This window comes from Streptomyces sp. NPDC093598, assembly GCF_044764825.1.
GTDB lineage: Bacteria > Actinomycetota > Actinomycetes > Streptomycetales > Streptomycetaceae > Streptomyces.
Genome location: NZ_JBIWIV010000012.1, coordinates 181,198 through 203,970, shown reverse-complemented (window position 1 = coordinate 203,970; position 22,773 = coordinate 181,198). Strand labels below are relative to the sequence as shown.

Sequence of the window (22,773 nt, the reverse complement as noted above, 5' to 3'; positions counted from 1 at the left end):
TCACCCGGCTCACTGGTAGTGGACGAAACGCCGGCTGAGCCGGAACTGAAGGGCCGTGACCGCCATGATCAGCACGAACAGCAGCACACCGACCGCGGACGCCTCACCGAAGCGCAGCTGCTCGAACGCCGTCTCGTAGATGACCATCACGACCGTGCGGGTGGAGTCGCCGGGGCCGCCGTTGGTGAGGACGTACGGCTGCTCGAAGACCTGGAGCGCGTTGATGATGCCGACCACGGAGGCGACCAGCAGCGTCGGCGACAACAGGGGCAGGGTCACGGTCAGGTGCTTGCGCAGGCCCGTCGCACCGTCGAGGGCGGCGGCTTCGTGGATCTCCTTCGGGATGTTGTTCAGGCCTCCGACGAACAGCAGGAACGAGAAGCCGAACTGCTGCCACACATAGACCAGGACCACCGTCGCCATCGCCGCGTTCTCCGACGTCAGCCACGGCACCGGCGCGATCCCCACGAAGCCGAGCAACCAGTTGATCACCCCGAAGTCCTGGTTGAACAGGTACTTCATCACCACCGAGATCGACGCGGCGGACAGCACCAGCGGGAAGAAGAACGCCGAGCGGAACACCGACCGCAGCCACACCGGCATCCGCCCGTTCAGCGTCAGCGCGAGCGCCAGCGCGACGAGCAGTTGCAGCGCCACGGCCAGAATCATGAACACCAGCGTGTTGCGGAAGGACACCAGCACCGTCTCGTCGCCGAAGACCTCCCCGTAGTTGGAGAGCCCGGCGTACCTCGGCGAGTCGATGACGTTCCAGTGGAAGAGGCTCAGGAACACCGAGCCGACGATGGGCACGATCGTGAAGACGACGATGCCGACGATCGTCGGGGCCAGGAACAGCGTGGCCAGCAGCCGGGTGCCACGGTCACGGGCGGAGGGGCCGTTCGGCGCCGGAGCCGGCGGGGCCGCGGGGCGTTCGGCACGCGCGGGCGGTATCTGGGTGTTCGTCATACGTCACGCTCCATGGCCTTCTCCAGATCGCCCTGCATCCGCCGCAGCGCGGGACGCACCGAGCGCGGGGAGGCCAGGGCCGTGCCGGTGTGCTTCAGCAGCACCTGCTCGACCTCGGCGACCTGCGGCGGCGCCGGGATCGGTCCCGTGTCGGGGAACCGGTCGAGGGTGTCGTAGAAGACCGGCCAGTGCGCGGGCCCGGTCTTCTCGTAGCGGTCGGCGGTCAGCAGCGAGCGGCGGGCCGGGGTCGTCTGGTTGGTGGCGAACAGCCGCTCCAGGGTGTCCTTGCGGGCGGCGTACTTGATGAACTCCCACGCCTCGTCCTGCATCTTCGAGGTGCGCAGCAGCGCGTAGCCCGCCGCTCCGTACTGCATCCGCTGGGTGCGCCAGCGCGGGAAGTACTGCACGTCGAAGCCGTCCCGCTCCATGCCGGCCAGGTGCAGGCCGCCCGCCCAGAAGCCGCCCGCCGGGGTGACACCGACCCGGCCGGTGGAGAACACGCCGATGAGGTTCTGCCCGTTGCCCCCCTCGGGCCGGGTGCACAGGCCGTCCTGGATGAGGGAGGCGAGATAGTCGTAGGCCTCCTCCACGCGGTCGTGGGTGGCCTGCGGTGTCGTCCAGCGGAAGCCTCCGCCGCGGCCCTTGCGCTGCCCGGCCGGGTAGAAGCCGTCCCACAGCCAGTCGCCGCCGGGCGCCTTGGACTCGGCGAGCAGATTGGTGTCGTTCGCGAACAGCCAGGGCACCACGCCGCCCCACAGCCGGTTGGTCCAGAAGTACGGCGTGAAGCGGGAGCCGCTCGACCTCTTCATGTCCCGCAGCAGCGACGTGAAGTCGTCACGGGTCCAGTCGGCCGGCGGGAACTCGGCCCCCGCCCGGCGCAGCACCTGGCGGTTGAAGTACATGTCGGCCGCGTTGAACTCCACCGGCAGCTGGTAGAGGCTGCCCTCGTACATCATCGACTCCACCAGCGACGGGTGGACGTCGGTGAAGTACTCCTTCAGTTCGGCCGCGTCCCGCTTGACCCACTTGTCCAGGGCCACCCCGAGCCGCTGCGCGAACAACTGCACGCCCTCGGTGGCGACGTAGACGAGGTCGGGAGCGGTGCCCGCGGCGACCTGGGTCAGGATCTTCGCGAAGAAGTCCGACCAGTCGACGGCCTGGACCGCGTTGATCCGGAGCTTGATGTCGGGATGCAGCTCGGCGAAGCCCTCGCGGAGCGTGCGGATGGCCTCCGGCCCGTAGGCGGGCTCAGCGTGGCGACGACGAGGGAGCCGTCGTCCCGGCCGGGGATGTCGGCTCCGGTGAGCCGGTCCCAGCTCGCGGCGGTGCCGGCCAGGGCGGCGGCTCCCGCGCCGTAGGCGCCGTACCGCAGCAGGGCGCGGCGGGTGAGGTGCGAGTCGGTCATCGTGTGTGGGGCCTAACTCGTGTTAGCCGTGGGTTGATGCCCCAGATGATGTGAGGGCGGAACGGGCCTGTCAAGGCGTGCGACCGCTTGACCTTTAACGAGTTAGGTCCGAAAGTCCTGATCCCATGAGCCGCCGTTTCCGACGAGAGGATCGAGGTGTGTGATGGGCGGGATCACCAGGAGAACGCTGTTCGCCGGGTCGGCCGTGGGCGCGGCCGGTGCCCTGCTGCCGGCAGCAGGCCCGGCCGAGGCCCGGCCCGGGACGGCCCGGGCGAGCTACCGGGCCGGGTACCACTTCACCGTCCCCGAGCAGTGGAAGAACGACCCGCAGCGGCCGGTGTGGATCGACGGCAGGTATCACTACTACTACCTTCACAACGCCGACTACCTGTCCGGCGCGGTCGGCACCGCCTGGCGCCTGGCCACCAGCACCGACCTGGTCTCCTTCACGGACCGGGGGATCGCCGTGCCGAAGGACACCACCCCCAACGGCGACGTCTGGTCGGGTTCGGCTGTGGTCGACAGCGGCGACACGGCCGGTTTCGGGGCGGGCGCGGTCGTCGTCCTGGCAACGATGTCACCGCACGACGGCCCGGCCGACCAGGCGCAGTACCTGTACTACTCCACGGACGGCGGTCGCACCTTCACCCCGCACGGAACCGACCCGGTACTGCCCAACCCGGGCGTGCGCGACTTCCGCGACCCGAAGGTGATCCGCGACGAGGAACGCGGCCGGTGGGTGATGACCCTCGCCGAGAACGACAAGGTGGGCTTCTACCACTCCGCCGACCTCACGTCCTGGACGTACGTCGGCGGGTTCGTCAAGGGCGGCATCGGGGTGCTGGAGTGCCCCGACCTGTTCCGGATCCGCGCCGGGGACGGCACGTCGAAGTGGGTGCTCGGGGTGAGCGCCAACGGCAAGGGAGCCGGGCTGCCCAACACCTACGCGTACTGGACGGGCTCCTTCGACGGCAGCGCCTTCACCGCCGACGCGACGGAGCCGCAGTGGCTGGACCACGGCTGGGACTGGTACGGCGCCGTCACCTTCGACAAGCGCGGCGCCGACGGCACCCTCGACGAGGGCACCCGCTACGCCCTGGGCTGGCTGAACAACTGGGACTACGCCCACATCACGCCCACGATCGACAGCGACGGTTTCAACGGCACCGACTCGATCGTCCGCGAGATCACACTGAAGCGCGCGAGCGACGGCACGTACTTCCTGGCGTCCCGTCCGGTCGCCGCGCTCGACCGGTACGTCTCCCGCACGGTGCGGCTCGGCGACCTGGAGGTGGAGGGCACCCGCGTCCTCGACTACCGGGGCACCGCCTACGAGCTGACCTGCGACATCGCATGGGACGAGCTCACGGGCGCGGGCGTACGACTGCGGCGCTCCCCGGACGGCGTCCGGCACATCGACGCCGGTGTCCACCGCGACTACGCCTACCTCAACCGCCGCCCCACCGTGTCCCCCGACATGACGGGCAGATGGCAGGAGAGCCGCAGCCCGTTCGACCCGGCCCGGCGGGCGGTGCGGTTGCGCATCCTGGTCGACCGCACCTCCGTGGAACTGTTCGTGGACGACGGCCGGTACGTGCACTCGTCGGCGGCCTTCCCGTACCTGGTCGACGCAGGGCTCGCGCTGTTCACGGTCGACGGGAAGGCGGTGTTCCGGAACACCGTGATCCGCGAGTTCAGGGTGTAGGGCGGGCGCTACCGCCCGGCCACGTCCCGGCCTCCTCGAAGCCGCGGTCGTGGACGACGGGGAGGGTCCCCTCCACCGTGTCGACCCAGTCGTCGATCGCCGCGGGGGAGGTGCGCACGGCGTCGACCAGCTCCTCGACGAGCCGCAGTGTGGCCTCGCCGAGGTTCGCCCTGAGCTGGTCGAGCGTCACCTCCTGGTAGCTCATGCCCAGTTGCCACCAGAACCGCATGAGGTAGCGGCACTCCTGCTGGTCGCGGTCGTCGGCGAGCCGGTCGTGGATCACACGGCGCACGTATCCGCGCTGCTCCTCGTCGCGAAAGCCCGCCGGCAGGTCCGTCAAGGTCATGGGACCTGACGCTACCGACGCGGGTCCGCCCGCCTCGACCGCTTTTCCGGCAGCCCCGACCGGCTCGTCACGGCGTGGTCGCCCTCGACGGAGATCACTGTCACGATCTTCGGGAAGGCAGGACCAGGTCAACGACCAGCGGAGCGCTCATGACGACGGACAACCGGACGACGGACGAGGCGGCGCGGGAGGCCGGGGTGGAGGTGCGGCCGGTCGCCGGGCACATCGGGGCCGAGATCAGCGGGGTCGATCTGGCAGGGGATCTCGATGACGCCGTGGTCGCCGCGATCAGGGCGGCGGTGCTGCGGTGGAAGGTGGTGTTCTTCCGGGGGCAGCGCCTTGACCACACCGGGCACGTGGCGTTCGCGCGGCGCTTCGGCGAGACCGTGGTGCTGCCCCGGCGGGGCAAGGCCTCGCCCCCCGACTTCCCCGAGATCGAGACGACCGCCGACCGGCTGGAGCTGGGCGGGCGGTTCGGGATGGAGCACGACGAGTGGCTGCGCCGCCGCCGCCACACCCTGCTGCGCGGCTGGCACTGCGACCACGGCGCTCGCGTCGACCCGCCCGCCGCGACCATCCTGCGCGCGGAGACCGTACCGCCCTACGGCGGCGACACCACCTGGGCGAACCTGGCGGCGGCGTACGCCGGACTCTCCGCGCCGCTGCGGCAGTTCGTCGACGGGCTGCGCGCCGAGCACCGGCTCGGCGTCGGCTACCAGCCACGGCCCGGCGACGACGCGTACGTCCGGCACCTGCTGGACCGGCAGGTCGCCTCACTGCACCCGCTGGTGCGCGTCCACCCCGAGACGGGGGAGCGGATCCTCTACGTCAACGGCTACTACGTCGAGCAGATCGCCGGCCTCTCCCGGCCCGAGAGCGGCGCGATCCTGGAGATCCTGCTGGAGCAGGCGGTCCGGCCCGAGTACACGGTCCGGTTCCGCTGGGAGCCGGGCAGCGTGGCGTTCTGGGACAACCGCGCCACCATGCACCTCGTCCCCGGTGACACCGCCCACCTCGACCATCCCCGGATCATGCACCGTGTGATGCTCGCCGGGGACGTGCCCGTAGGGGTGGACGGCACGCCGTCGGAGCCGATCACCGGGACCGCGCCCGGCCGCTGGTGACCCTGGGCCGGACCGGAGGCCCGGGCTGCGGGTGCGCCCCCTCGTCGGCCACCTCGGACGGGGGCGTGCCGTGGTCGCTCAGCCGGGCGGGGCTGAAGAGGGGCCGCCGCAGGCCACCGGGGCGCCGGGCCGGGAACGGGCCGCGGCGGGTCGCCGGGAGTCCGGGCTGTCCGGGCGCCGGCCCGGTGTCGGGCCCGGTCGGTCCCCGGGTGCGGACAACCGAACCGCCTAGGCCGGTCCTCCATCGCCGGTAGGGGCGCCTGAGGGGCATGTGCCCCGGTCGGGCGCCCTTCTCTTGGGCTCCCCACCCGCCCGGAGCATCTGGCTCGCGGCCAGCTCGCGATAGAGGGCACTGCTGACCAGCAGCTCCTCGTGACGTCCGCCGGCGGCCGTGCGGCCGTCCTGGAGCACCACGATGTGGTCGGCGTGCTGCACGGTGGACAGACGGTGGGCGATGACCAGCAGGGCGCACTCCTGGGCGACGTCCTTCATGACGGTGGTGAGCGCCGATTCATTGATCGCGTCGAGGTGGGAGGTGGGCTCGTCCAGCAGCAGCAGCGCGGGCCGGGCCAGCAACGCGCGCGCGAGGGCGACACGTTGACGTTCGCCGCCGGAGAGGTTGCAGCCGTGTTCACCGATGACAGCGGCCAGGCCCCCGGGCAGCCGGTCGACGACCTCGTCGAGCCGGGCCAGTTCGACGACGCGCCGGATCTCCGCCTCCGTGGCGTCGGGCACGGCGTAGGTGATGTTGTCGCGCAAGGTGCCGTGGACCACATGGGTGTTCTGGTCGACCACGGCGATGCCTCGGCGGCAGTCACCACGAGTGAGTTCGCTCGCCGGCCGCCCACTGAAGAGCAAGGTGCCCGCATCCGGCTCGTAGAACCTCGCGACCAGGGCGAACACCGTGCTCTTGCCGGCTCCGGACGGGCCCACCAGGGCCACGTGCCGACGCTGCGGGACGGTGAACGAAACACCGCGGAGGACCGGCCGCTCCGGGTCGTAGCCGAAGTGGACGTCACGCAGGGCGAGGACGGGCTGTTCGCGAGTGCCGGACGGTCCGGTCGGCCGCGGTGTGGGTGCGCGGTCTGTCGGGTTCGGGGGCGCGCTGGGTTCCACAGGGAGGCGCAGTGCCTCGTCGATGCGCTGGTAGGCCCCCATTCCGCGTTGGACGAGGCCCACCGCGCGGAAGACGGAGGACAACGGCAGGACGAGGTACGAGGCGTACAGCAGGAACGCGACGAGGTCACCGAGGGAGCCGGCGTGACCGCCGACGCGCAGGCCGCCGACGACCAGGACGATGAGAAACGAGCCTTGCACGGCGAGTTCGACGGCGGAGCTCATCACCGAGGCGAGCTTCGCGGTGCGTACCCCCGCGCCGTAGGCCGTATCGACGCGGGCGCCGATGCCGGCCGCCTCCCGCTCCTCGGCTCGGTGCACACGGACCATCGGCAGGGCGCTCAGGGCGCGTTCGAGATCGGCGGCGACGGCACCGACCGAGCCCTGCATGTGTTCGGACGCGTTCCTGATGCCCGTGAGCAGTGAAGCGACCACCACGGCCGCCGCCGCCACGGTCACGACGACCAGGAGCAGCAGCAGAGGGTCCAGCCACGCCATGAGGGCGATCGCCCCGGCCGCGACCAGGCTTCCCGTCACGAGATCCACCAGGGCCTGCGAGACGACCTCCCGCAGCAAGGTGGTGTCGGCGGTCACCCGGGAGATGAGGTCGCCGCTCCGGTGGCGGTCGTACTCCCTCATCTCCAGTCGGAGCAGCCGGCCCACCAGCCCGTGCCGGAGTTGGCGTACGACGCCTTCACCCATCCGTTCCAGGAGGAAGCGCCCCGTTGCCCCCGTCGCCGCCTCGACGACGAACAGCGTGCCCAGGAGGACCAGCAGCGGCCAGATGACCTGTCCGCGGCCGCTCGCGTCCACGACCTGCTTGGCCACGAGCGGCTGGGCCAGTCCCAGGGCGGAGCCGACGAGGGTCAGTACGCTGGCGACGGCTATGGCGCTGCGATGCCCGGCGGTGAGCCGGTACATCGTGGCCACGGCCGCCAGGGTGGACCTGTCGGCTTCGGCTTCGGTTTCGGTTTCGGCGATCGCGGCCCGGCCGCCGCGCGGGACCGTCGCGCCGGTCATCGGTCGGTGGGCCCTGGCAGCGGGGCGACGGCCACCAGCCGGGCGAAGTAGCCCTGCGGGACTCCCTCGCCGACGGGACGGCCTTCAGCCTCGATCCAGGCGTGCGCGGTGAAGGGCGGGGTGACCCGTACGCCGGTGCACCAGGTCGGCCATGTTCCGCCGAGCCGGCACAGCAGTGCCGCTCCCAGGGAGCGCGGTAGGCAGCCCTTCGGCCCGGCGCAGCGCAGGCTGACGGCGCACATGGCGTCGCGTGCGTTCTGGGCCTGCCCGGTGGTCGCCGGTGCGGCGCCGCGCCGCAGGATGCCGAGCACGGTGCGGATGTGGCGGGGCGGCAGCAGGGCGAGGGCGACGGCGGGGAGCAGGACGAGGCGGGCGGTCAGACGCCGGGCCCAGGGCACACCGGTGGGTCGCTCCAGCGCGCTGGGCGTCGTCATGAGGCGAGCCCCGAGTCGCGCAGCTCGCGGACGAGCGTCTCGACGTCCTGGAGGGCTTGCGCCTCGCCGATGTCGAACTCCCGGACCAGGGCGGCGGCCGCGTCCGCCTCCTCGCCGCCGTCCAGCAGCGTCCGCACCACCAAGGTGGCCGTCGGGTTCAACTCCCAATAGGCACCGACCTGTTCGTCCAGCAGAACCGTGCCGTAGTCGGTCTCGGCCGTGGAGACGTTGACGCCGAACCGCAGGGGCATGTGGGGGCCTTTCTGACGTGTCTGACGGGGGGTGCGGTTAGGGGTGCGGGACGCGGGCGCGGCCGCGGGCGAGCCCTCGCAGCCACACCTCCGCGGCGATCGTGGAGTAGAGGATGGCGTCGGAGAGCCCCGGGGAGGCGGGCCGCCGGGCGAGGCGGCGCAGCTCGGCGCCGTCCACCAGGCCCAGCTCCGCCAGCCGTGAGTCCTCCCACAGTGCCAGCAGGTCGGCGCGGTGTTCGCGCAGTCCATTGGAGGCGTCCATGGAGGCCGTGGCCTTGTTGCTGCGTCGCAGGCACTCCTCGGGCACGATCCCGCGCATCGCGGCGCTCAGGACGGGCTTGTACCGCCAGGGCGTGACGCGCTCGCCCGGACGTACGGCGAGACATGCCTCGATGACGCGGTCGTCCAGGAAGGGAGACGCCATCGGCAGGCCGGCGCGGGCCGCCATCCGGTCCCACTGCCGGATGACGCGAGTGCACGAGCGGATCTGCTCCAGGTCGGTGTGGAGCCCACGGTCCGGATGCAGCGGCGAGGCCGTCGCCGCAGCATCGAGCAGTGCCCGGCGGGCCATCCGCTCGGCCTCGGGAGTCACCCAGCCGAAGAGGCGCGGGGTCATCCCCCAGCCGAGACCCGTCGCGACGGACCGGGGCAACGGGCCACGCAGGTCATCGGCGGCGTCGGCGAGCCACCTCCGGTACGGCCGGGAGTCGGTGAGAGCGCGGAGTGTGCCGCCGAGCGGCCATTGCCACAGCGCCCGGAACCCGCGCAACTGGCGCAGGGCGAACAGCGGACGGGTGCGCAGCAGCCGGTGGTAGTACGCCTCGGAGCACCATGCCACGTGGTCGCCGCCGATGCCGGTCAGATGCAACCGGCTGCCGCGGGCGGCGAGGCCGGGCAGGTGGTGCAGCACCCGGGAGCGGTCCATGACGCCGATGGTGGGCTCGTCGAGGAGGTCGTCGATGCCGAGCAGGTCCTCGTAGACCAGCGGCGAGGCGTCGGCGTCCCAGACCACGTGCTCGACGTCCGGCAGGTACCTCATCGCCCGCTCGGCCCAGGACAGGTCGGTGTCGGCCGGATCCCGCCCGGGCCACGTACTGGCCACCACGCGGGCGGGGGAGCGGTCGGCCAGGAAGCAGACGGAGGTGGAGTCCAGGCCCCCGGACAGATCGCAGCTCACCACGCCGCCCTGACGGGTACGCGCGCCGACGGCCTCCTCCAGTGCCGTCCGGATCAGGGGCGCCGCTTCGGCAAGCGGCCGGACCGGCTCCGGCGGCGTCCACCACCGAGTGTGTCGTACGGTGCGCCCGTCCGCGGCGACGACGACGGCAGTCTGTGGGGGAACGGCGGTGACCGCACGCCACATCGATGTCTCGAACAGCGGGTACGGGGCGGGCCACAGGAGTCTTACGGCCAGTTCCTCCACGTCGGGCTCCAGACCCAAGGCGGTGGCCAGGGCGTCGGCGCGGGTCGCGGCCACGCGCACGCCGTCGATCTCGGCGTGGAAGACGAGCCGCAGTCCGGAGGCCGTGCCCTGCACTCTGATCCGACCGTCGAGGGCGCCGACGAGGTGGAAACTGCCTGGGAGGGCTCGGGCCAGGGCGTCGAGCTCCGCGAGATCACGCAACCGCGCGGCCCGGCGCCGCAGTTCGTCGGCGTCGATGGGGCAACAGCCGACGACGGCGAGGGAGGCGCCGCGGACGCTCGCCGTGACGACCTCGTCGTCGTGCCAGTGGCCGACCAGCCAGGGCCGGCCCGACGCGTGCGCGAGGGTCCGGCTTCCGGGGCGGGCGAAGGAGCGGGCCGCGGCGGCCGCGTCCGCACGGTCCGTGAAGACCGTGAAGTGCGCGTCGCCGGGGCCCGTCCCCGCACTTTCGTGCAGTTCAGTCATGACGTCGGGTCAAGGACCGTCGGTCGTCAGTTCTTGCTCAGGATCAGCCGGTCGTTGCCGGAGCGCTGAAGGAGCCCCGTCTCCTTCCGGAACGTACCGAGCCGGACGAGCGTCGGTGCCTCGTATGCCTTCTTCATGACCACTCCTCACATGCAGGTTTGCCGACCGCCTCCCTGACCGACGGGCCTGGGGCCTGGCCCAGGTGCTGCCGGTCGGCGCCGGGCTCATCGGGAACCCGGGCCAGGAAGCGGACGCAGCAATAGCTAGCTGCAGAGCGTGAGATCCAGGCAAGAGCCCGTGCAAAGCTCGGATCATAGGCAAAATCCGAATCTATCGGGTTGTGCGCCGGCTCTCGTTCGGCCGACGCCGGCGCAGTCCGATGGTGCGACCCGGGTGTGCACGGGTTCGAATGAACGTTTTGACTTGCGCCTTCGGCAGTTGCTCTCGGCACCTGCCAGGAGCGGTCCGACGACCGCCCGGGTGGGCGCCGCCGGGGCGCGCTCCGCGCCTACGACGTGCTCCCCTTCGCCTGGAAGACCCTGAACTTCTTCGCCGAGTACGGCCACCGACAGCGGTAACCGCCTGGGTGCCCGGGTGCCGGCCCGGGGCCGGGCCCAGCTTCGTTGCCATGTCGGTGAGGATCTGCGTGAACGGCAGGGCGAACGCCACCTCGTCCTCCTCCCGGAACGCGGTGTGCGCGTGCAGCCGCTCCGCGATCTCCGCCGAGGTGCCGACCGGGTCCGGCGTGAACAGCAGGCGCGCTTTCCGCGTTGCCCGGGCGAGGCCGAGTCCGTGGGAAGGCGACCAGGCCCTGCGAGACACGCGCGGCCTCGCCGTCGGGGTGGGCGGTGCGGAAGACGCGGATCGTCCCTCAGCCGCTCCACCCGCCCGTAGCCGAAGTCCTCGGCCAGTCGCAGTGGGTCCTTCCAGCCGAGCGGGAGGAGATGCCGTACTGGGGATGCCGGTGACGCACCCACGCGCTGTCGAAGCCGAGCCGTTCGCCCAGCTCGATGATTTCCAGCGGGACTCGTCTCTGCCGAGTCAGCACAGCGGGATCGTCACCTCGTCCTCGACCGGCGGGGCAATCTCCTGAGCGCGATTGCCGGTGGCCGCGTAGCAGCGCAGCCGGACCGACTCCGGGGAGACGTCCAGGCGCAGGAAGCACTTGAAGAACGGCGGGCTGTACGTCGCCGAGCTCGGCGAGAACAACGAGGTGTAGATCTTCCGCACGGGCAGCCGGAACCGCTTGGCCTTGTCGGGGCGGCGGCCGGTGCCGAGCAGCCCGGAGACCAGGCGGACGCGCCGGGTGACACGGGTCGGGGCGCCCGGGGTGCGCGTGGGCCGGATGGCGAGGCGCTCGGCGATCACGGCCGCCGCCTCCGCCTCGGTGAGCGTGAAGAAGCGGGGCATCCGCAACCGGCGGCCGTAGAGCCGGCTGTAGAAGGCGAGGGAGTCGCCGCGCAGCGGATAGCAGCGGAAGTCCTGCTCGGTGACGCCCGCGACGTTGACGCGGGGGATCGTGTGGGTGGCGTGCATGAACGCGCCGCCCCCGCCCGCGACGACGTACTGGAGCGTGCGTCCGTCGTCCAGCCGGACCGGGTAGCGCTGGTAGTTGTGGATGTCGCCGCCGATCGCCGCCACGTAGTGGTGGTCCGGGTCGCGGACGATGGCGTCGACGGTCCCGCCCCCTTCGATGGCACACGGCTCGTGCCGGCCGTCCACATACAGGGGCGAGCCGGTGACCAGGATCTTGGGGCGGGGCCCCCGGGAGACCTCGCGCAGCCAGGCGCCCTGCTCCGCGTCCAGGGTGCCGAGCAGCCCCGTGTCGATCCCGATGATCCGCACCGGGCCGGCGTCGATGGCCCAGTACGGGCCCGGCTGGACGGCCTGTTGCGCGGCGGAGGAGCGCAGCGTGCGCGCCTCGGCGAGGTGCCGGCCGTCGTCCGGACGCGGCCGGTGCCACAGCAGCGACCGCAGCCAGGCCCGGGTGAGAGGGCGCGGCCGGGGCTCGGGCGGCAGCGGCGGGGCGTCGTCGCAGAAGACGCGCATGAAACCGCCGAGGTCCTCGTACCAGTCGTGATTGCCGGGTATCGCATAGATCGGCGCCCGGTAGTCCTGGTACGGACGGAAGAACTTGGTGCCGTAGTCGTCCGCGCTGCCCACCGGGTAGATCACGTCACTGGCCAGTACGGCGAAGCGCGTGTCCTGACCGGTCTTCAGAAGGCCCGGTACGACGGCGTACTGGGGGTCGTCGCCCTCGCCGGTGTCGCCGATGACCAGGAACGAGAAGCGGTCCGGGTCGTCGCGCCGGATCACCTTGTCGGCGGGTGCGCCGGCGGCCGCCCGCTGCGCCACCCAGCGGCTGCGCGTGCGGCCGACGGGGTCCCCGAACCAAGAGGCCAGCACGCCGTTGCGGGCGACCCACAGCATCCTGGGGTTCAGCCAGGAGATCTTCTCGGCCTTCGGCGGCATCAACCGCTGGTACGCGCCCCGTTCGGTGGAACCCCAGCCGGCGCCTTCGGCGGTATCGCGTGAGGAGTCAGACACCGGTGCACCGTAACAATCGAGCCAGGCCCCGTCCGCAGGCGGGTTTCCTCATCGCTCGTGCGTGGGTGCGGCCGGCTCGCGCCACGAAGGGCGGGGCGATGCAACGGAGTTGGCTGCCGGGCCCGGCTGAGGGGCGGAAGGTCGTTCGCCCAGCACGAGCAGCGGATCGAACATCACCACGACCCCGGCCAGCAGCAGGAAGACGACCGGCCCCAGCAGCATCGGCAGCAGCAGGGACGTGGGCGAGTCACCCGCCCAGGTCCCGCCGGTCGTGTCGTGCACATGGACGCTGACGGCGGCCATGCCCGTGTAGTGCATCCCGGACACCGCCACGCCCATCACCAGGCTCGCCGCGAGACTCGTCAGGAAGCCGCGGATGGTGACGGCCGACCAGAGCGCGGCGGTCGCGGCGCCGATGGCGATCAGCACGGACAGCGCGACACCGACCGGGTCGTAACCGACCTCGCCGTTCAGCCGCATCGCCGCCATGCCCAGGTAGTGCATGCCCGCCACGCCCAGGCCGGTGACCGCGCCGGCCACCGCCAGGGTGACGCCGCTCGTGCCGCGGTGGCCGACGATGAACACGCCGACTCCCACCACGGCGACGGCCACGACGAGACTGAGCACCGTCGTGGCCGCGTCGTACCGGACCCGGGTCTCCTCCACGTGGAAGCCGATCATGGCGATGAAGTGCATCGTCCAGATGCCGCATCCGATGGAGGCGGCGCCTAACGCGAGCCAACCCGCCTTCCAGGACCGCGCTTCGAGCAGCGAGCGCACGATGCACCGCAGCCCCAGCGCCCCTCCCAGACAGGCCATCAGATAGGCCGCCACCGGAGTCACCGCACCGTAGCGGAACCCGTCGACCGTGCCGTCCATGAGCCAACTCCCCCCGAGTCATGGCTGGTTTCAGCAAGGTCTACGCGCAGGGATCGTGGAGGGCAAGCCCTTACCGTCGGTAGGCCGGCAACTCGTTCTCAGCAGGTCCCGATTGGGGTCAGAATGTGCGCTCGAGCAGATCGAGCAGCGCCGACCAGTGCCGCTCGTCGCCCTCCCGGTGGTACGACGCGGTGTCGGCCTGCGTGAAACCGTGGGGCGCTCCCGTGTACACCTCGCACCGGTGGCGGACGCCCGCCGCCGTCAAGGCCTCCTCCAGGCGCTCGATCTGCTCCCGCGGCAGCGAGGGGTCCTGGTCGGCGTGGCCGAAGTACAGCTCGGCGGTGACCTTGGCGGCCACCAGGTGGGGACTGTCCGGGGTGTCCGTGGCCAGCCGTCCGCCGTGGAAGCCGGCCGCGGCCGCGACCCGCTCCGGGTAGGTGCCGGCGGTGAGCAGCGAGAGGCGGGCGCCCATGCAGTAGCCGGTCAGCGCGACCGGGCCGTCGGCCACGGCCGGGGACCCGGCAAGCCGGCGCAGATACGCATCGGCGTCCCGCATCGCCCGCTCGTTCGTCAGGTCCTGCATGACCGGCACGATGCGCTCGAATATCTCCGGACGCGCCCCCGGGTCGATGAACTCCGGCAGATCGAACAGAGGGGCGCGGCCGTGCCGGTAGAACACGTTCGGTACGAGCACCGTGTAGCCCTCGGCAGCCAGCCGGTCGGCCATGGACCGCAGCTGCGGACGCAGACCGAAGGCGTCCATGAAGAGCAGGACCGCCGGGTGGGCGGCCCCGTCGGCGGGGTGGGCCAGATACGCGTCGGCGGTGCCGTCGTCGGTGGTGATGTCGACAGCGGTTCCCTGTACGGAGGTCATGGCTGAGCTGCCTCTCTGGGGGTGGGGCGCGGGGGTGGGGAACAGGAACCCGTCCGCGTGACCGGGCGGATCATGGTCATCGTGACACGCCCGTTCCCGGGGCATTTCGCCCACCCCCGGCATGTGGTTGAACCGTGAATGGCCCTTGGTTCGCGTTTTACTCGAACCGTGAGGGATCGCCCGCGCCGTGCCGCACGACCTCGGCCTCCCCGCCGGAGAAGTCGATGACCGTCGTCGGTTCGGTACCGCAGTCGCCGGAGTCGACCACCCCGTCCAGCACATGGTCGAGCAGGTCCTTGATCTCCCAGCCCTGCGTCATCGGCTCCTCCTCGCCGGGCAGCAGCAGGGTGCTGGACAGCAGGGGCTCACCGAGCTCGGCGAGCAGGGCCTGCGTGACGACGTGGTCGGGGATACGCACGCCGACCGTCTTCTTCTTGGGGTGCTGGAGCATCCGCGGCACCTCCTTCGTCGCGGGCAGGATGAAGGTGTAACTGCCCGGCGTCGACGCCTTGATCGCGCGGAACACGTCGTTGTCGATCCGCACGAACTGGCCGAGCTGCGCGAAGTCCTGGCACACGAGGGTGAAGTGATGCCGGTCGTCCAGCTTGCGGATCGTACGGATCCGGTCGATGCCGTCACGGCTGCCGAGGCGGCATCCCAGCGCGTAGCAGGAGTCCGTGGGGTAGGCGACAAGAGCGTCGGCGCGGATGCTGTCGGCGATCTGGCCGATGGTGCGGGGCTGGGGGTTGTCGGGGTGCACGTCGTAGTACTTCGCCATCCGCCGAGCTTATGCCGCCGCTACGGGTCGGCGGCGCAGGGAGGGGTACCGGAGCGGGGGCGATGCGCCCGCCGTCCGGCGTTCGGGCCGGGATGAGAGCCCGGCGGACGTGAGGTAACGTCCCCGACCGGTGTGCCGGAGGCGGCGCGAGGAACGAGGGGAAGGCCGAGGTGGCTGGCCGAGAGGACGGGAACCGGCAGCGGGAGACACAGGCCGGCACGGGACCGGCGTGGGCGGAGGAGCTGCTCGAGCACCTGCGCCCGGCCGGGCGGGACGTCCGCAGAGTCGTCGCCTGGCTCTCCGGAACCGTGGGCGCGACCGTGGCCCTCCAGGACGCCGCCGGGAACCTCGTCGCCGGAAACCGGCTCCCCCTGGACGAGGACCTGGTCACGGACATCACCGCCGGCCGGATCGCCTCCGCCGCCTGGGAGAGCCGGGAGCGCCACGTGCGCCTGGTCAGGGTCGAGCACCCGTCCCACGCGTGCGTGCTGGCCCTCTCCCGGCAGGCCCCCTTCGACCGGCGGGCCTCCGACGTCGTCACGCACACCGCCCAGGTGCTCGAGCTGCTGCTGACGGCGAGCGAGTCGGCCGCGGCCGGGCACCGGCTGCGCCGGGCCACCGCCGACCTGCGGCTGGCGATCCTGCAACTGCTGATGGTCGAGGACACCGTCGCCGCCCGCCGCGTCGCCGCCGGACTCTGGCCCGGACTGCTCGACGCCGAGACGGCGTGCGTGTACGTCGTCGAGTCCGCCCCCGCCGTACGCGACCGCATCGCCGAGGAGTGCCTCGACAGCACCCGGGAGGACGCCCTGGTCGTACGCTGCCCGGCCATGGACGGGCACGTGATCGTCGTCAGCCCCCGCGACACCACGGGCGACGCCCTTCGGTCCCTGGTCGGACGGCACCCGGACCTCTTCCTCGGCGGCAGCGTCCGGCAGAGCCTCGCCCGGACCGCCACCGCCTACGGTCAGGCCGTCAGCGCCCTCGCCGTCGCGCACTTCCGCCCCGACAAGACGGCCGTCTACGCCGAGCGCACCCACCCCGAACGCCTGATGGACCCGGTGGCGCTGCGCGGCTGGACGTCCCGGGTGCTGCGCCCGCTCGACGCCCTGCCGCACCACACCCGCGCCGAACTCCTCGCCACCAGCCGTCTCGGCCTGGAGTTCACCGCCGTCAACGCCGCCAAGGTCCTCGGCGTCAGCCGCAACACCGTCCGCGCCCGCATGGAACGCGTCGAGACCCTGCTCGGCACCGACTTCGCCGACCTCACGATCCGGGCGGTCGTCCACCTGGCGCTCAACACCCAGATCGGCCTGCCCGACGCCCGGGTCACCGACGGCACCGGCGACCCCGGTCTGCGGCTCGCCGACCTGCTGTCCGGTCCCGCCCTGCGCACCTGGGCACAGGACCTGCTGGGCCGGCTGGACGCCGACGCCAGGAACCCGCGCCGGACGCTGCGCACCTGGATCGCCGCCGGAGGCAACGCCGAACGGGCCGCGCAGGCGCTGGGCGTGCATGCCCAGACCGTGCGCGAACACGTCCGCAGCGCCGAACCCGTCCTGGAACGCCAGCTGCTCGCCGCGGGCACCGACCTGTACGAGGTCGTGCTGGCGCACCTCGCCCTGGGCGACCTCGACCTGCCGGCGCTCCCGCGTCCCGCGTGAGCCCTTCTTGCCTCAGGGGCAACCGGTTCGCCTGGTCCGGGCGGGACGAAACCGGGCCATCCGGACTCACCTGTGCACGGGTGAGCCCTGCTGAGCGTGCAGTGGGCATCAACACGGTTCACAAGGCCTCGGCCGTGGACGTAAGTTCAACCAACCGCGGGGGCACGACCGGAACGGGGGACCGGTCGCGCTCCCGTGCGCTGCCCTGGCGGTGTGCCTTCGATGTGGTCAGCCCCGAAGCCGCACCGGGATCTCCTGCCAGCCGAAGGCGATGAACGACGGCACCTGCCGCAGATCCTCGTCGCCGGTGGCCAGCCGCAGGCCGGGGAACCGGTCGAACAGGGCCGGCAGCGCGGTCAGGGCCTCCAGGCGGGCCAGCGGTGCCCCGATGCAGCGGTGGACGCCGATCCCGAACGCCAGATGGTCATCAGCGCCGCGTGTGGCGTCGAAGTGGTCGGCGCCCGGCCCGTAGCGCTCGGGATCGAGCCCCGCGGCGGCGTACGTCGTGATGATGGCGTCGCCGGCCGGGATCGTGACCTCGCCGACCGTCAGATCGGTGACGGCGAACCGCAGCGGCAGCGACGCGATCGACGGGTGCGCGCGCAGCGTCTCCTCGACGACGGCGTCCCAGCCGATCTCCCCGGACCGGACCGCCGCCAGCTGCTCGGGACGGCGGAGCAGGGCGACGACCGCGTTGCCGATCAGGTTCACGGTGGTCTCGAAGCCGGCCCCGATCACCAGCAGCAGCGTGTACAGCAGCTCCTCGTCGCTGAGCCGGCCGCCGTCCTCGTCCCGGACCCGGATCAGCTCGGTCGTCATGTCGTCCCCGGGGTGCTGGGCCCGGTGCGCGATCAGCGCGGGGAGCACTGTCCCGATCTGCCGCTGCACGGACGCGGCGTGCTCCGGGCTCGGGTCGGAGGTGTCCATGATGGCCGCGATGAGCCGGCCGGTGTCCTCCCGTAACGCGTCCGGCACTCCCATCAGTTCGCAGATCATCCGCATCGGCAGCGGATGGGCGAACCCCTCCTTGACGTCCACGACCTCGCCGTCGGCGGCCTCCAGCGCGTCCAGCAGCTCCGTGGTGATCGCCTCCACCCGGGGCCGCATCGCCTCGGTGCGCCGGTGCGTGAAACTGGGCGCTACCAGTTTGCGCAGCCGGGTGTGGTCCGGGCCGTAGGTGGAGAGCATGTTGACCACGCCGACCCAGCCCAGGATCCAGGCCCAGGAAGGGTTCTCGTCGATCTCGGGCCACAGCCGCCAGTGCAGCCGCGGGTCCTTGCTGACCCGCGGGTCGAGGACGAGTTCCTTCAGCGTGTCGTACCGCGTGGGCGCCCAGGCGGGGATGCCTCCGGGCAGCTCCACGGGCACGATCGGGCCGAGGGCGCGCAGCCGGGCGCTCTCGGCGGCGATGTCGGCGCCCAACGGGTCGAGAGCGATGCGGTCGGTCGTGGTCACGGGCGTCCTCCTGGCTGGTCGGGGGAGCGGGGGTGGAAACGGACGGGCAGCGCCGTCAGCGAGCGGTGGAACGGACCGGGCCGCCAGGTGAGGCGCTCGCGGGGCAGTACGGGTTCGAGGTCGGGCAGCCACTGGGTGAGCCGTTCGATCGCCTCGGTGGCGATGAGCAGGGTGTGCTGCTTGACCGGACAGGCATGCGGGCCGGCCGACCAGGACAGGTGTGAGGCGTCGGACGGGTGGCGCTCCTCGCCGCGCTCCCGCTCGGCGGCCTGGGCGAGCGCCCCGTACGAGATCACCACCGGCACCGCGGCCCTGATCCGCACCCCGTGGAAGGTGACCGGCGTTCGGGCGTAGTGGATGCCGTAGTTGGCGAGGGGCGTCTCGTGGTGCAGCACCTCCAGCACCGCGTCCGACACGGGGCGGGCTCCGCTGGTCAGCGTCGAGTAGTAGGCCGGGTTGCCGAGGATCCTGGACAGCGCGTTGGACACCAGGTTCGCCGTCGGCTCGTGGCCCGCGCCGAGGGTGAGGAACACCTGCCAGGTGACCTCCTCGGGGGTCAGTCCCGCCGGATGGTCCAGCAGCCAGCTCGGCAGGTCGTCGCCGCGCCGCTCCCTCTTGGCGGCGATCAGCTCCAGCACGTACCCGCCGAACTCGGCCTCGCCCTGCGCCGCCTGGGCGCCGCCCTCGATCAGCTTGCCCAGCGCGGCGTTCAGCCGGTCGCTCGCGCTGTCCGGCAGCCCGAACAGGCTGTTGAACACCAGCGCCATCAGCGGCCGGGTGAAGTCGCCCACCAGGTCGGCCTCGCCGCTCGGCCCGAACCGGCTCACCAGCAGATGCACCGCTCGGTGCACGCGGGCCCGCAGATCGTGCGGCTCCACCAGATCGAAGGCGTCGAGCAGCGAGGTGCGGTAGCGCAGGTGGGCGCCGCCGTCGGCGAACAGGGTGTTGGGGCGCCAGCGCATCATGCCCAGCACCGGCGAGTCGTCGGGGACGGTCGCCTCCCACGGCCTGGGATCGTGCGAGAACGTCTCCGTGTCGTGCAGCAGGTTCAGCGCCGCTCGCCGGTCGGTGACGACGTACGCCGGGACACCGGGTGCGAGTTCCGCCCAGCCGACGGGGCCGTGGAGGCGCAGGGCGGCGTAGTAGGGGTGCGGGTCGCGGGCGAAGCCGTCCTCCCACAGGCGGACGGGCGCCGTGAGGGAGAAGGCCTGCTCGGCAGGGGACGGGTGGGTCACCGGGGCTCCGGGGGGTGGTGGTCGATCAGGTGCTGCACCAGCGCGAGCAGGGCGTCGATCGAGGAGTTCGCCTCCCGCGCGTCGCAGGTCACCATCGGGGTCGTGGGCTCCAGGTCCAGGGCGGCGCGCAACTGCTCCGGCGTGTGGTGGCGGGGCGCGTCGGGGAAGCTGTTGAAGGCGACCGCGTACGGCAGTCCCGACTCCTCCACCGTCCCCAGCACGTCGAACGAGGCGTCGATCCGGCGGGCGTCGACCAGGACGAGCGCGCCGAGCGCCCCGTAGGCGATGTCGTCCCACAGCGCCCGGAACCGCTCCTGCCCGGGCGTGCCGAACAGGTACAGCACGATGCCGCCCGGCAGGCTGATCCGGCCGAAGTCGATGGCGACCGTGGTGGTCGACTTGTCCCGGACACCGGCGAGATCGTCGACCTGTGCGGACGCCTCGGAGAGCTGCTCCTCCGTGTGCAGCGGGCGGATCTCGGACACCGAGCGGATCAGGGTGGTCTTGCCCACCGCGAAAGGCCCTGTGATCAGGATTTTCACCAAGTCCCGGGCAGCGTCGGGGAGATGGACGTCCGTACTCCCCGGCTCGGCGTCAACGGTGCTTGAGGTCGCGGAGGCCATCGGCCACTCTCTTCAGCAGGTCGGGGTCGAAACGCCGGGCGGGCGGGATCGGCGCGCGGGCCAGTACCAGGTCGCGGTCGAGGAGGTCGGCGGCCAGCACCAGCACCGCGGAGACCGGAAGCCGCAGCAGGGCCGCGGCCTCCAGCACCGTCAGCGACCCGTACTCCAGCTCCTCCAGCAGGGCCGCCTGGGCGGCGGGCAGTTCGGCGGGGGCCGGCTCACCGCTGCCGGTGAGGACCGACAGCCGCTCCAGATGCGTACGGCTGGGCCGCGCCACCCCGCCGGTCGACAGATACGCGGGAACCAGGGGACGGCCGCCCCGGCGGCCTGTCATGCCGTCGCGTCGCCGTCGGCACCTCGGGGCCCGGCGGCCATCGCCTTCTCGCCCAGGCGCGCGACCTGGGAGTGCACCCGGTGGGCGAGCAGGTCCAGCCGCACCTCGGGATCGCCGTACGCGGCGACGCAGGTGCCGTGGTCCGTCGGCACGATGAGCACATAGCCGTGGTCCGACTCGATGACGACCTGCCGGATGTCGGCCCGGTCGGTGTCGGCGAACGCCGCCGCCGCGGTACGGCAGGCGCCCTGCACGGTGCTGGTGATGGCCGCGACCCGCTCGGCCGACGGCCGCGACAGCGCGTCGGTGTAGCCCGTGACGAGTCCGTCCCGGGTGAGCAGGACGGCTGCCACGACGTGCGGCACCTCCAGGACCGGTTCGAGCACCCATGCCGTGTCCCCCGCTGCGCGGCTGGTCATCCCGCCGTTCCCCCTTCGTGGTCGTCGCTGTCGGTGTCCTCGCGGGCCCCGTCGGCCGTGGTCGCTGCCGGGGCACCCTCAGGTACGGCTGGGACGGCGCCGATGTTCGACCCGGCGGCGCTCCGCGCTGCCGCGGTGCCGGACTGGAGGGCGCCGAGGGCGGCGGCGGACTCCTCCGGGCGGCGTGAGCGGCGGTGTGGTGCGGGTTCGGCCGCAGCGGGGCCTGCCGAGGTCGTGGCGCGGTTGCGGCGCCGCCGCTGGGGGAGGCCGCCGCCGTCGCGCGGGCCGTGGTGGCCGGGGAGCGGGGTGGAAGTGTCGGCGTCCTGCTCCCCGCCGTAGCCGTGATCGTCGTCCGCGGCGGCGGGGAGCGGCTCGGGCCTGCGCGGCTCGGCGGTCGGGTCCAAGTCGTCGGACGCGGCGATCGGGGTGGGGTCGGGCTGGTGCGGCGGGACGGCAGGGGCGGCCCGGGGCGCAGCGGACGCACCGGGGTCCGAAGCTCGGGACGCGTCGGCAGCGCTCCCCGCGTCCCGCACCGTCTTCCTCCGGGTCGTGCGCGGGGCGCCGGCGGCCGGGGGCAGTTCCTCGGGGTCGATCCGCGTCAGCAGGTGACGGTCGACCCGCAGCACCGCCCGCACGCCGCCGTACGGGGACGGGGAGGACAGGTCCACGTTCAGACCGAACTGCCGGGTCAGCCGGCCGATGGCCGCGAGCCCCATGCGCGGCGGGTCGCCGAGCTCGGTGAGCAGGATCGGATCGGAACCGGCGACCATCCGCTGGGCCCGCGCCCGTTCGTCCTGCGTCATGCCCAGGCCGGCGTCGTCCACCGTGACACAGACGCCGTGGTGGACCGCCTCGAGGTTGACCACGACGTCGGTGTCGGGCGCGGAGTGCCGCAGCGCGTTGTCGAGGAGCTCGGCGACGATGATGGCGACCGGCTCGACGGCATGGGACACCAGGGCCGTACCGGGCGCCAGGTGGTTGCTGACCCGGACGCGCCGGTAACCCGCGAGCCGGGCCTGACCGCCCGTCACCGCGTCGACGAGATGGGACTCCTCCCGGGCGAGCCCCACCCAGGCCCCGCACACCACCGCGGCGATCTGGGCGCGCCGCAGCGACTGCTCGTTCTCGTGGTCCAGTTCGAACAGGGTCTGCGCCAACTCGGGGTCGTCGTAGCGGTGTTGCAGTCCGCGCAGGGCGTCCTGCAGCCGGTACAGCGCCGCCTGGATCTCCCGGGTGGCCCCGCGCATTCCGGCCTGCGCGGCCGCGTCGATGCGGGTGCGCTGCGCGGTCAGCTCGGCGTGCAGCCCCTTCAGTACCTGCTCGAGGGCGCGACCCAGGGGCGAACCGGCCAACTGCGGGTTCAGCGGGCCGGGCTCGGTGACGTGGGGATGTGCGGCCTGCCGGGCCGCGGCGGGCACCCGCCGCGCCGCCAGGTGCTCGACCTCGGCGGTGAACGCCCGTGAAGTGCCGTCGAGTTGTGCCCGCAACGCGGCCGTCTTCGCACGCTGCGCCGCCAGTTGCCGCCGTGAGCGCAGCAGCCCGCCGCCGAGGGCGAACGCGGACAGTGTGCCGAGGGCGAGGGCGCCGACGGCCAGGTCCGGTACTTCGATCATCGAGTCGATTCCAGGAGGGAGTCGGGCGGGGCTGAGTCCGAGGTGCTCTGGCGAGCCACCCGCAGCACAGTACACACCGTCATCGACCGGTCTCGCA

General features: G+C 72.2%; 20 protein-coding genes and 2 pseudogenes. 3 read left to right on the top strand and 19 right to left on the bottom strand.

Annotated features, from left to right (window positions below; all coding sequences use genetic code 11):
• Nucleotides 1-9 precede the first annotated feature (9 nt).
• Together ACIRDU_RS29130 and ACIRDU_RS29125 are read right to left on the bottom strand one after the other, a co-directional pair.
• On the bottom strand, nucleotides 10-966 hold the full coding sequence (locus ACIRDU_RS29130; protein ID WP_403584679.1) for a carbohydrate ABC transporter permease: 957 nt from the start codon (nucleotides 964-966) through the stop codon (nucleotides 10-12).
• Nucleotides 963-2,371: pseudogene (locus ACIRDU_RS29125) on the bottom strand (extracellular solute-binding protein). The gene ACIRDU_RS29130 and the pseudogene ACIRDU_RS29125 overlap by 4 nt, the downstream one beginning before the upstream one ends.
• A 163-nt stretch (nucleotides 2,372-2,534) precedes the next feature.
• On the opposite strand from ACIRDU_RS29125, the gene ACIRDU_RS29120 reads away from it, so the two are divergent.
• Nucleotides 2,535-4,076 carry a glycoside hydrolase family 32 protein gene (locus ACIRDU_RS29120; RefSeq protein ID WP_403584677.1) on the top strand — a complete coding sequence of 514 codons (1,542 nt, stop codon included), beginning with the start codon at nucleotides 2,535-2,537 and terminating at the stop codon, nucleotides 4,074-4,076.
• Here ACIRDU_RS29120 and ACIRDU_RS29115 read toward each other — a convergent pair.
• Nucleotides 4,066-4,422 carry a hypothetical protein gene (locus ACIRDU_RS29115; protein ID WP_403584674.1) on the bottom strand — a complete coding sequence of 119 codons (357 nt, stop codon included), beginning with the start codon at nucleotides 4,420-4,422 and terminating at the stop codon, nucleotides 4,066-4,068. The two genes, ACIRDU_RS29120 and ACIRDU_RS29115, sit on opposite strands and share 11 nt — an antisense overlap.
• Nucleotides 4,423-4,571: 149 nt before the next feature.
• On the opposite strand from ACIRDU_RS29115, the gene ACIRDU_RS29110 reads away from it, so the two are divergent.
• Nucleotides 4,572-5,546: a TauD/TfdA dioxygenase family protein gene (locus tag ACIRDU_RS29110; protein WP_403584672.1), complete on the top strand. Its 975-nt coding sequence runs from the start codon at nucleotides 4,572-4,574 to the stop codon at nucleotides 5,544-5,546.
• Between the two features lie 228 nt (nucleotides 5,547-5,774).
• On the opposite strand, the gene ACIRDU_RS29105 is transcribed toward ACIRDU_RS29110, so the two are convergent.
• The 10 genes and pseudogenes from ACIRDU_RS29105 to ACIRDU_RS29060 form a co-directional block, all read right to left on the bottom strand.
• On the bottom strand, nucleotides 5,775-7,682 hold the full coding sequence (locus tag ACIRDU_RS29105; protein ID WP_403584669.1) for an ABC transporter ATP-binding protein: 1,908 nt from the start codon (nucleotides 7,680-7,682) through the stop codon (nucleotides 5,775-5,777).
• On the bottom strand, nucleotides 7,679-8,116 hold the full coding sequence (locus ACIRDU_RS29100) for a lasso peptide biosynthesis B2 protein (RefSeq protein ID WP_403584666.1): 438 nt from the start codon (nucleotides 8,114-8,116) through the stop codon (nucleotides 7,679-7,681). The genes ACIRDU_RS29105 and ACIRDU_RS29100 overlap by 4 nt, the downstream gene beginning before the upstream one ends.
• Entirely contained in the window at nucleotides 8,113-8,367 is a 255-nt protein-coding gene (locus ACIRDU_RS29095) for a lasso peptide biosynthesis PqqD family chaperone (protein ID WP_403584663.1), read from the bottom strand. The genes ACIRDU_RS29100 and ACIRDU_RS29095 overlap by 4 nt, the downstream gene beginning before the upstream one ends.
• A 37-nt stretch (nucleotides 8,368-8,404) precedes the next feature.
• Nucleotides 8,405-10,255: a lasso peptide isopeptide bond-forming cyclase gene (locus tag ACIRDU_RS29090; RefSeq protein WP_403584660.1), complete on the bottom strand. Its 1,851-nt coding sequence runs from the start codon at nucleotides 10,253-10,255 to the stop codon at nucleotides 8,405-8,407.
• Nucleotides 10,256-10,281: 26 nt separating this feature from the next.
• On the bottom strand, nucleotides 10,282-10,392 hold the full coding sequence (locus ACIRDU_RS29085; RefSeq protein ID WP_107047813.1) for a keywimysin-related RiPP: 111 nt from the start codon (nucleotides 10,390-10,392) through the stop codon (nucleotides 10,282-10,284).
• Between the two features lie 451 nt (nucleotides 10,393-10,843).
• Nucleotides 10,844-11,303: pseudogene (locus tag ACIRDU_RS29080) on the bottom strand (hypothetical protein); the annotation flags it as partial.
• Nucleotides 11,297-12,802 (bottom strand): metallophosphoesterase family protein, encoded by a 1,506-nt coding sequence (locus ACIRDU_RS29075; protein WP_403584657.1) that lies wholly within the window; start codon nucleotides 12,800-12,802, stop codon nucleotides 11,297-11,299. The pseudogene ACIRDU_RS29080 and the gene ACIRDU_RS29075, both read right to left, overlap by 7 nt.
• 48 nt (nucleotides 12,803-12,850) lie before the next feature.
• A complete protein-coding gene (locus ACIRDU_RS29070) occupies nucleotides 12,851-13,681 on the bottom strand; it encodes an MHYT domain-containing protein (protein ID WP_403584654.1) in 831 nt (276 codons plus the stop codon).
• A 118-nt stretch (nucleotides 13,682-13,799) separates the two neighbouring features.
• The gene (locus ACIRDU_RS29065; RefSeq protein ID WP_403584651.1) at nucleotides 13,800-14,555 is read right to left on the bottom strand and encodes a dienelactone hydrolase family protein; all 756 of its coding nucleotides are present in this window, start codon (nucleotides 14,553-14,555) and stop codon (nucleotides 13,800-13,802) included.
• A 157-nt stretch (nucleotides 14,556-14,712) separates the two neighbouring features.
• Nucleotides 14,713-15,333, bottom strand: coding sequence for an L-threonylcarbamoyladenylate synthase (locus ACIRDU_RS29060; protein ID WP_248511045.1), 621 nt, complete (start codon nucleotides 15,331-15,333; stop codon nucleotides 14,713-14,715).
• 170 nt (nucleotides 15,334-15,503) lie between these two features.
• Here ACIRDU_RS29060 and ACIRDU_RS29055 point away from each other — a divergent pair, with 170 nt between their 5' ends.
• Nucleotides 15,504-16,997 (top strand): helix-turn-helix domain-containing protein, encoded by a 1,494-nt coding sequence (locus ACIRDU_RS29055; RefSeq protein ID WP_403584648.1) that lies wholly within the window; start codon nucleotides 15,504-15,506, stop codon nucleotides 16,995-16,997.
• 228 nt (nucleotides 16,998-17,225) lie between these two features.
• Here the strand turns inward: ACIRDU_RS29055 and ACIRDU_RS29050 are convergent, their stop codons facing one another.
• The 6 genes from ACIRDU_RS29050 to ACIRDU_RS29025 are packed head-to-tail and all read right to left on the bottom strand — an operon-like array spanning nucleotide 17,226 to nucleotide 22,676.
• The gene (locus tag ACIRDU_RS29050; RefSeq protein ID WP_403584646.1) at nucleotides 17,226-18,452 is read right to left on the bottom strand and encodes a cytochrome P450; all 1,227 of its coding nucleotides are present in this window, start codon (nucleotides 18,450-18,452) and stop codon (nucleotides 17,226-17,228) included.
• Complete coding sequence (locus tag ACIRDU_RS29045; RefSeq protein ID WP_403584644.1) at nucleotides 18,449-19,687, bottom strand: cytochrome P450; 1,239 nt, start codon at nucleotides 19,685-19,687, stop codon at nucleotides 18,449-18,451. The genes ACIRDU_RS29050 and ACIRDU_RS29045 overlap by 4 nt, the downstream gene beginning before the upstream one ends.
• Nucleotides 19,684-20,310 (bottom strand): GTP-binding protein, encoded by a 627-nt coding sequence (locus ACIRDU_RS29040; protein ID WP_403584641.1) that lies wholly within the window; start codon nucleotides 20,308-20,310, stop codon nucleotides 19,684-19,686. Before ACIRDU_RS29040 ends, ACIRDU_RS29045 begins: the two co-directional genes overlap by 4 nt.
• On the bottom strand, nucleotides 20,282-20,644 hold the full coding sequence (locus ACIRDU_RS29035; RefSeq protein ID WP_403584638.1) for a DUF742 domain-containing protein: 363 nt from the start codon (nucleotides 20,642-20,644) through the stop codon (nucleotides 20,282-20,284). The genes ACIRDU_RS29040 and ACIRDU_RS29035 overlap by 29 nt, the downstream gene beginning before the upstream one ends.
• On the bottom strand, nucleotides 20,641-21,063 hold the full coding sequence (locus ACIRDU_RS29030; RefSeq protein WP_403584636.1) for a roadblock/LC7 domain-containing protein: 423 nt from the start codon (nucleotides 21,061-21,063) through the stop codon (nucleotides 20,641-20,643). The genes ACIRDU_RS29035 and ACIRDU_RS29030 overlap by 4 nt, the downstream gene beginning before the upstream one ends.
• Entirely contained in the window at nucleotides 21,060-22,676 is a 1,617-nt protein-coding gene (locus tag ACIRDU_RS29025) for an ATP-binding protein (protein ID WP_403584634.1), read from the bottom strand. The genes ACIRDU_RS29030 and ACIRDU_RS29025 overlap by 4 nt, the downstream gene beginning before the upstream one ends.
• Nucleotides 22,677-22,773: the final 97 nt, after the last annotated feature.

What these genes read in the sequence shown, in the direction of transcription:
- ACIRDU_RS29130 (WP_403584679.1), bottom strand. Translation starts at nt 966, where the DNA reads ATGACGAACACCCAGATACCGCCCGCGCGTGCCGAACGCCCCGCGGCC.
- ACIRDU_RS29120 (WP_403584677.1), top strand. Translation starts at nt 2,535, where the DNA reads ATGGGCGGGATCACCAGGAGAACGCTGTTCGCCGGGTCGGCCGTGGGC.
- ACIRDU_RS29115 (WP_403584674.1), bottom strand. Translation starts at nt 4,422, where the DNA reads ATGACCTTGACGGACCTGCCGGCGGGCTTTCGCGACGAGGAGCAGCGC.
- ACIRDU_RS29110 (WP_403584672.1), top strand. Translation starts at nt 4,572, where the DNA reads ATGACGACGGACAACCGGACGACGGACGAGGCGGCGCGGGAGGCCGGG.
- ACIRDU_RS29105 (WP_403584669.1), bottom strand. Translation starts at nt 7,682, where the DNA reads ATGACCGGCGCGACGGTCCCGCGCGGCGGCCGGGCCGCGATCGCCGAA.
- ACIRDU_RS29100 (WP_403584666.1), bottom strand. Translation starts at nt 8,116, where the DNA reads ATGACGACGCCCAGCGCGCTGGAGCGACCCACCGGTGTGCCCTGGGCC.
- ACIRDU_RS29095 (WP_403584663.1), bottom strand. Translation starts at nt 8,367, where the DNA reads ATGCCCCTGCGGTTCGGCGTCAACGTCTCCACGGCCGAGACCGACTAC.
- ACIRDU_RS29090 (WP_403584660.1), bottom strand. Translation starts at nt 10,255, where the DNA reads ATGACTGAACTGCACGAAAGTGCGGGGACGGGCCCCGGCGACGCGCAC.
- ACIRDU_RS29085 (WP_107047813.1), bottom strand. Translation starts at nt 10,392, where the DNA reads ATGAAGAAGGCATACGAGGCACCGACGCTCGTCCGGCTCGGTACGTTC.
- ACIRDU_RS29070 (WP_403584654.1), bottom strand. Translation starts at nt 13,681, where the DNA reads ATGGACGGCACGGTCGACGGGTTCCGCTACGGTGCGGTGACTCCGGTG.
- ACIRDU_RS29065 (WP_403584651.1), bottom strand. Translation starts at nt 14,555, where the DNA reads ATGACCTCCGTACAGGGAACCGCTGTCGACATCACCACCGACGACGGC.
- ACIRDU_RS29060 (WP_248511045.1), bottom strand. Translation starts at nt 15,333, where the DNA reads ATGGCGAAGTACTACGACGTGCACCCCGACAACCCCCAGCCCCGCACC.
- ACIRDU_RS29040 (WP_403584641.1), bottom strand. Translation starts at nt 20,310, where the DNA reads ATGGCCTCCGCGACCTCAAGCACCGTTGACGCCGAGCCGGGGAGTACG.
- ACIRDU_RS29035 (WP_403584638.1), bottom strand. Translation starts at nt 20,644, where the DNA reads ATGACAGGCCGCCGGGGCGGCCGTCCCCTGGTTCCCGCGTATCTGTCG.
- ACIRDU_RS29030 (WP_403584636.1), bottom strand. Translation starts at nt 21,063, where the DNA reads ATGACCAGCCGCGCAGCGGGGGACACGGCATGGGTGCTCGAACCGGTC.
- ACIRDU_RS29025 (WP_403584634.1), bottom strand. Translation starts at nt 22,676, where the DNA reads ATGATCGAAGTACCGGACCTGGCCGTCGGCGCCCTCGCCCTCGGCACA.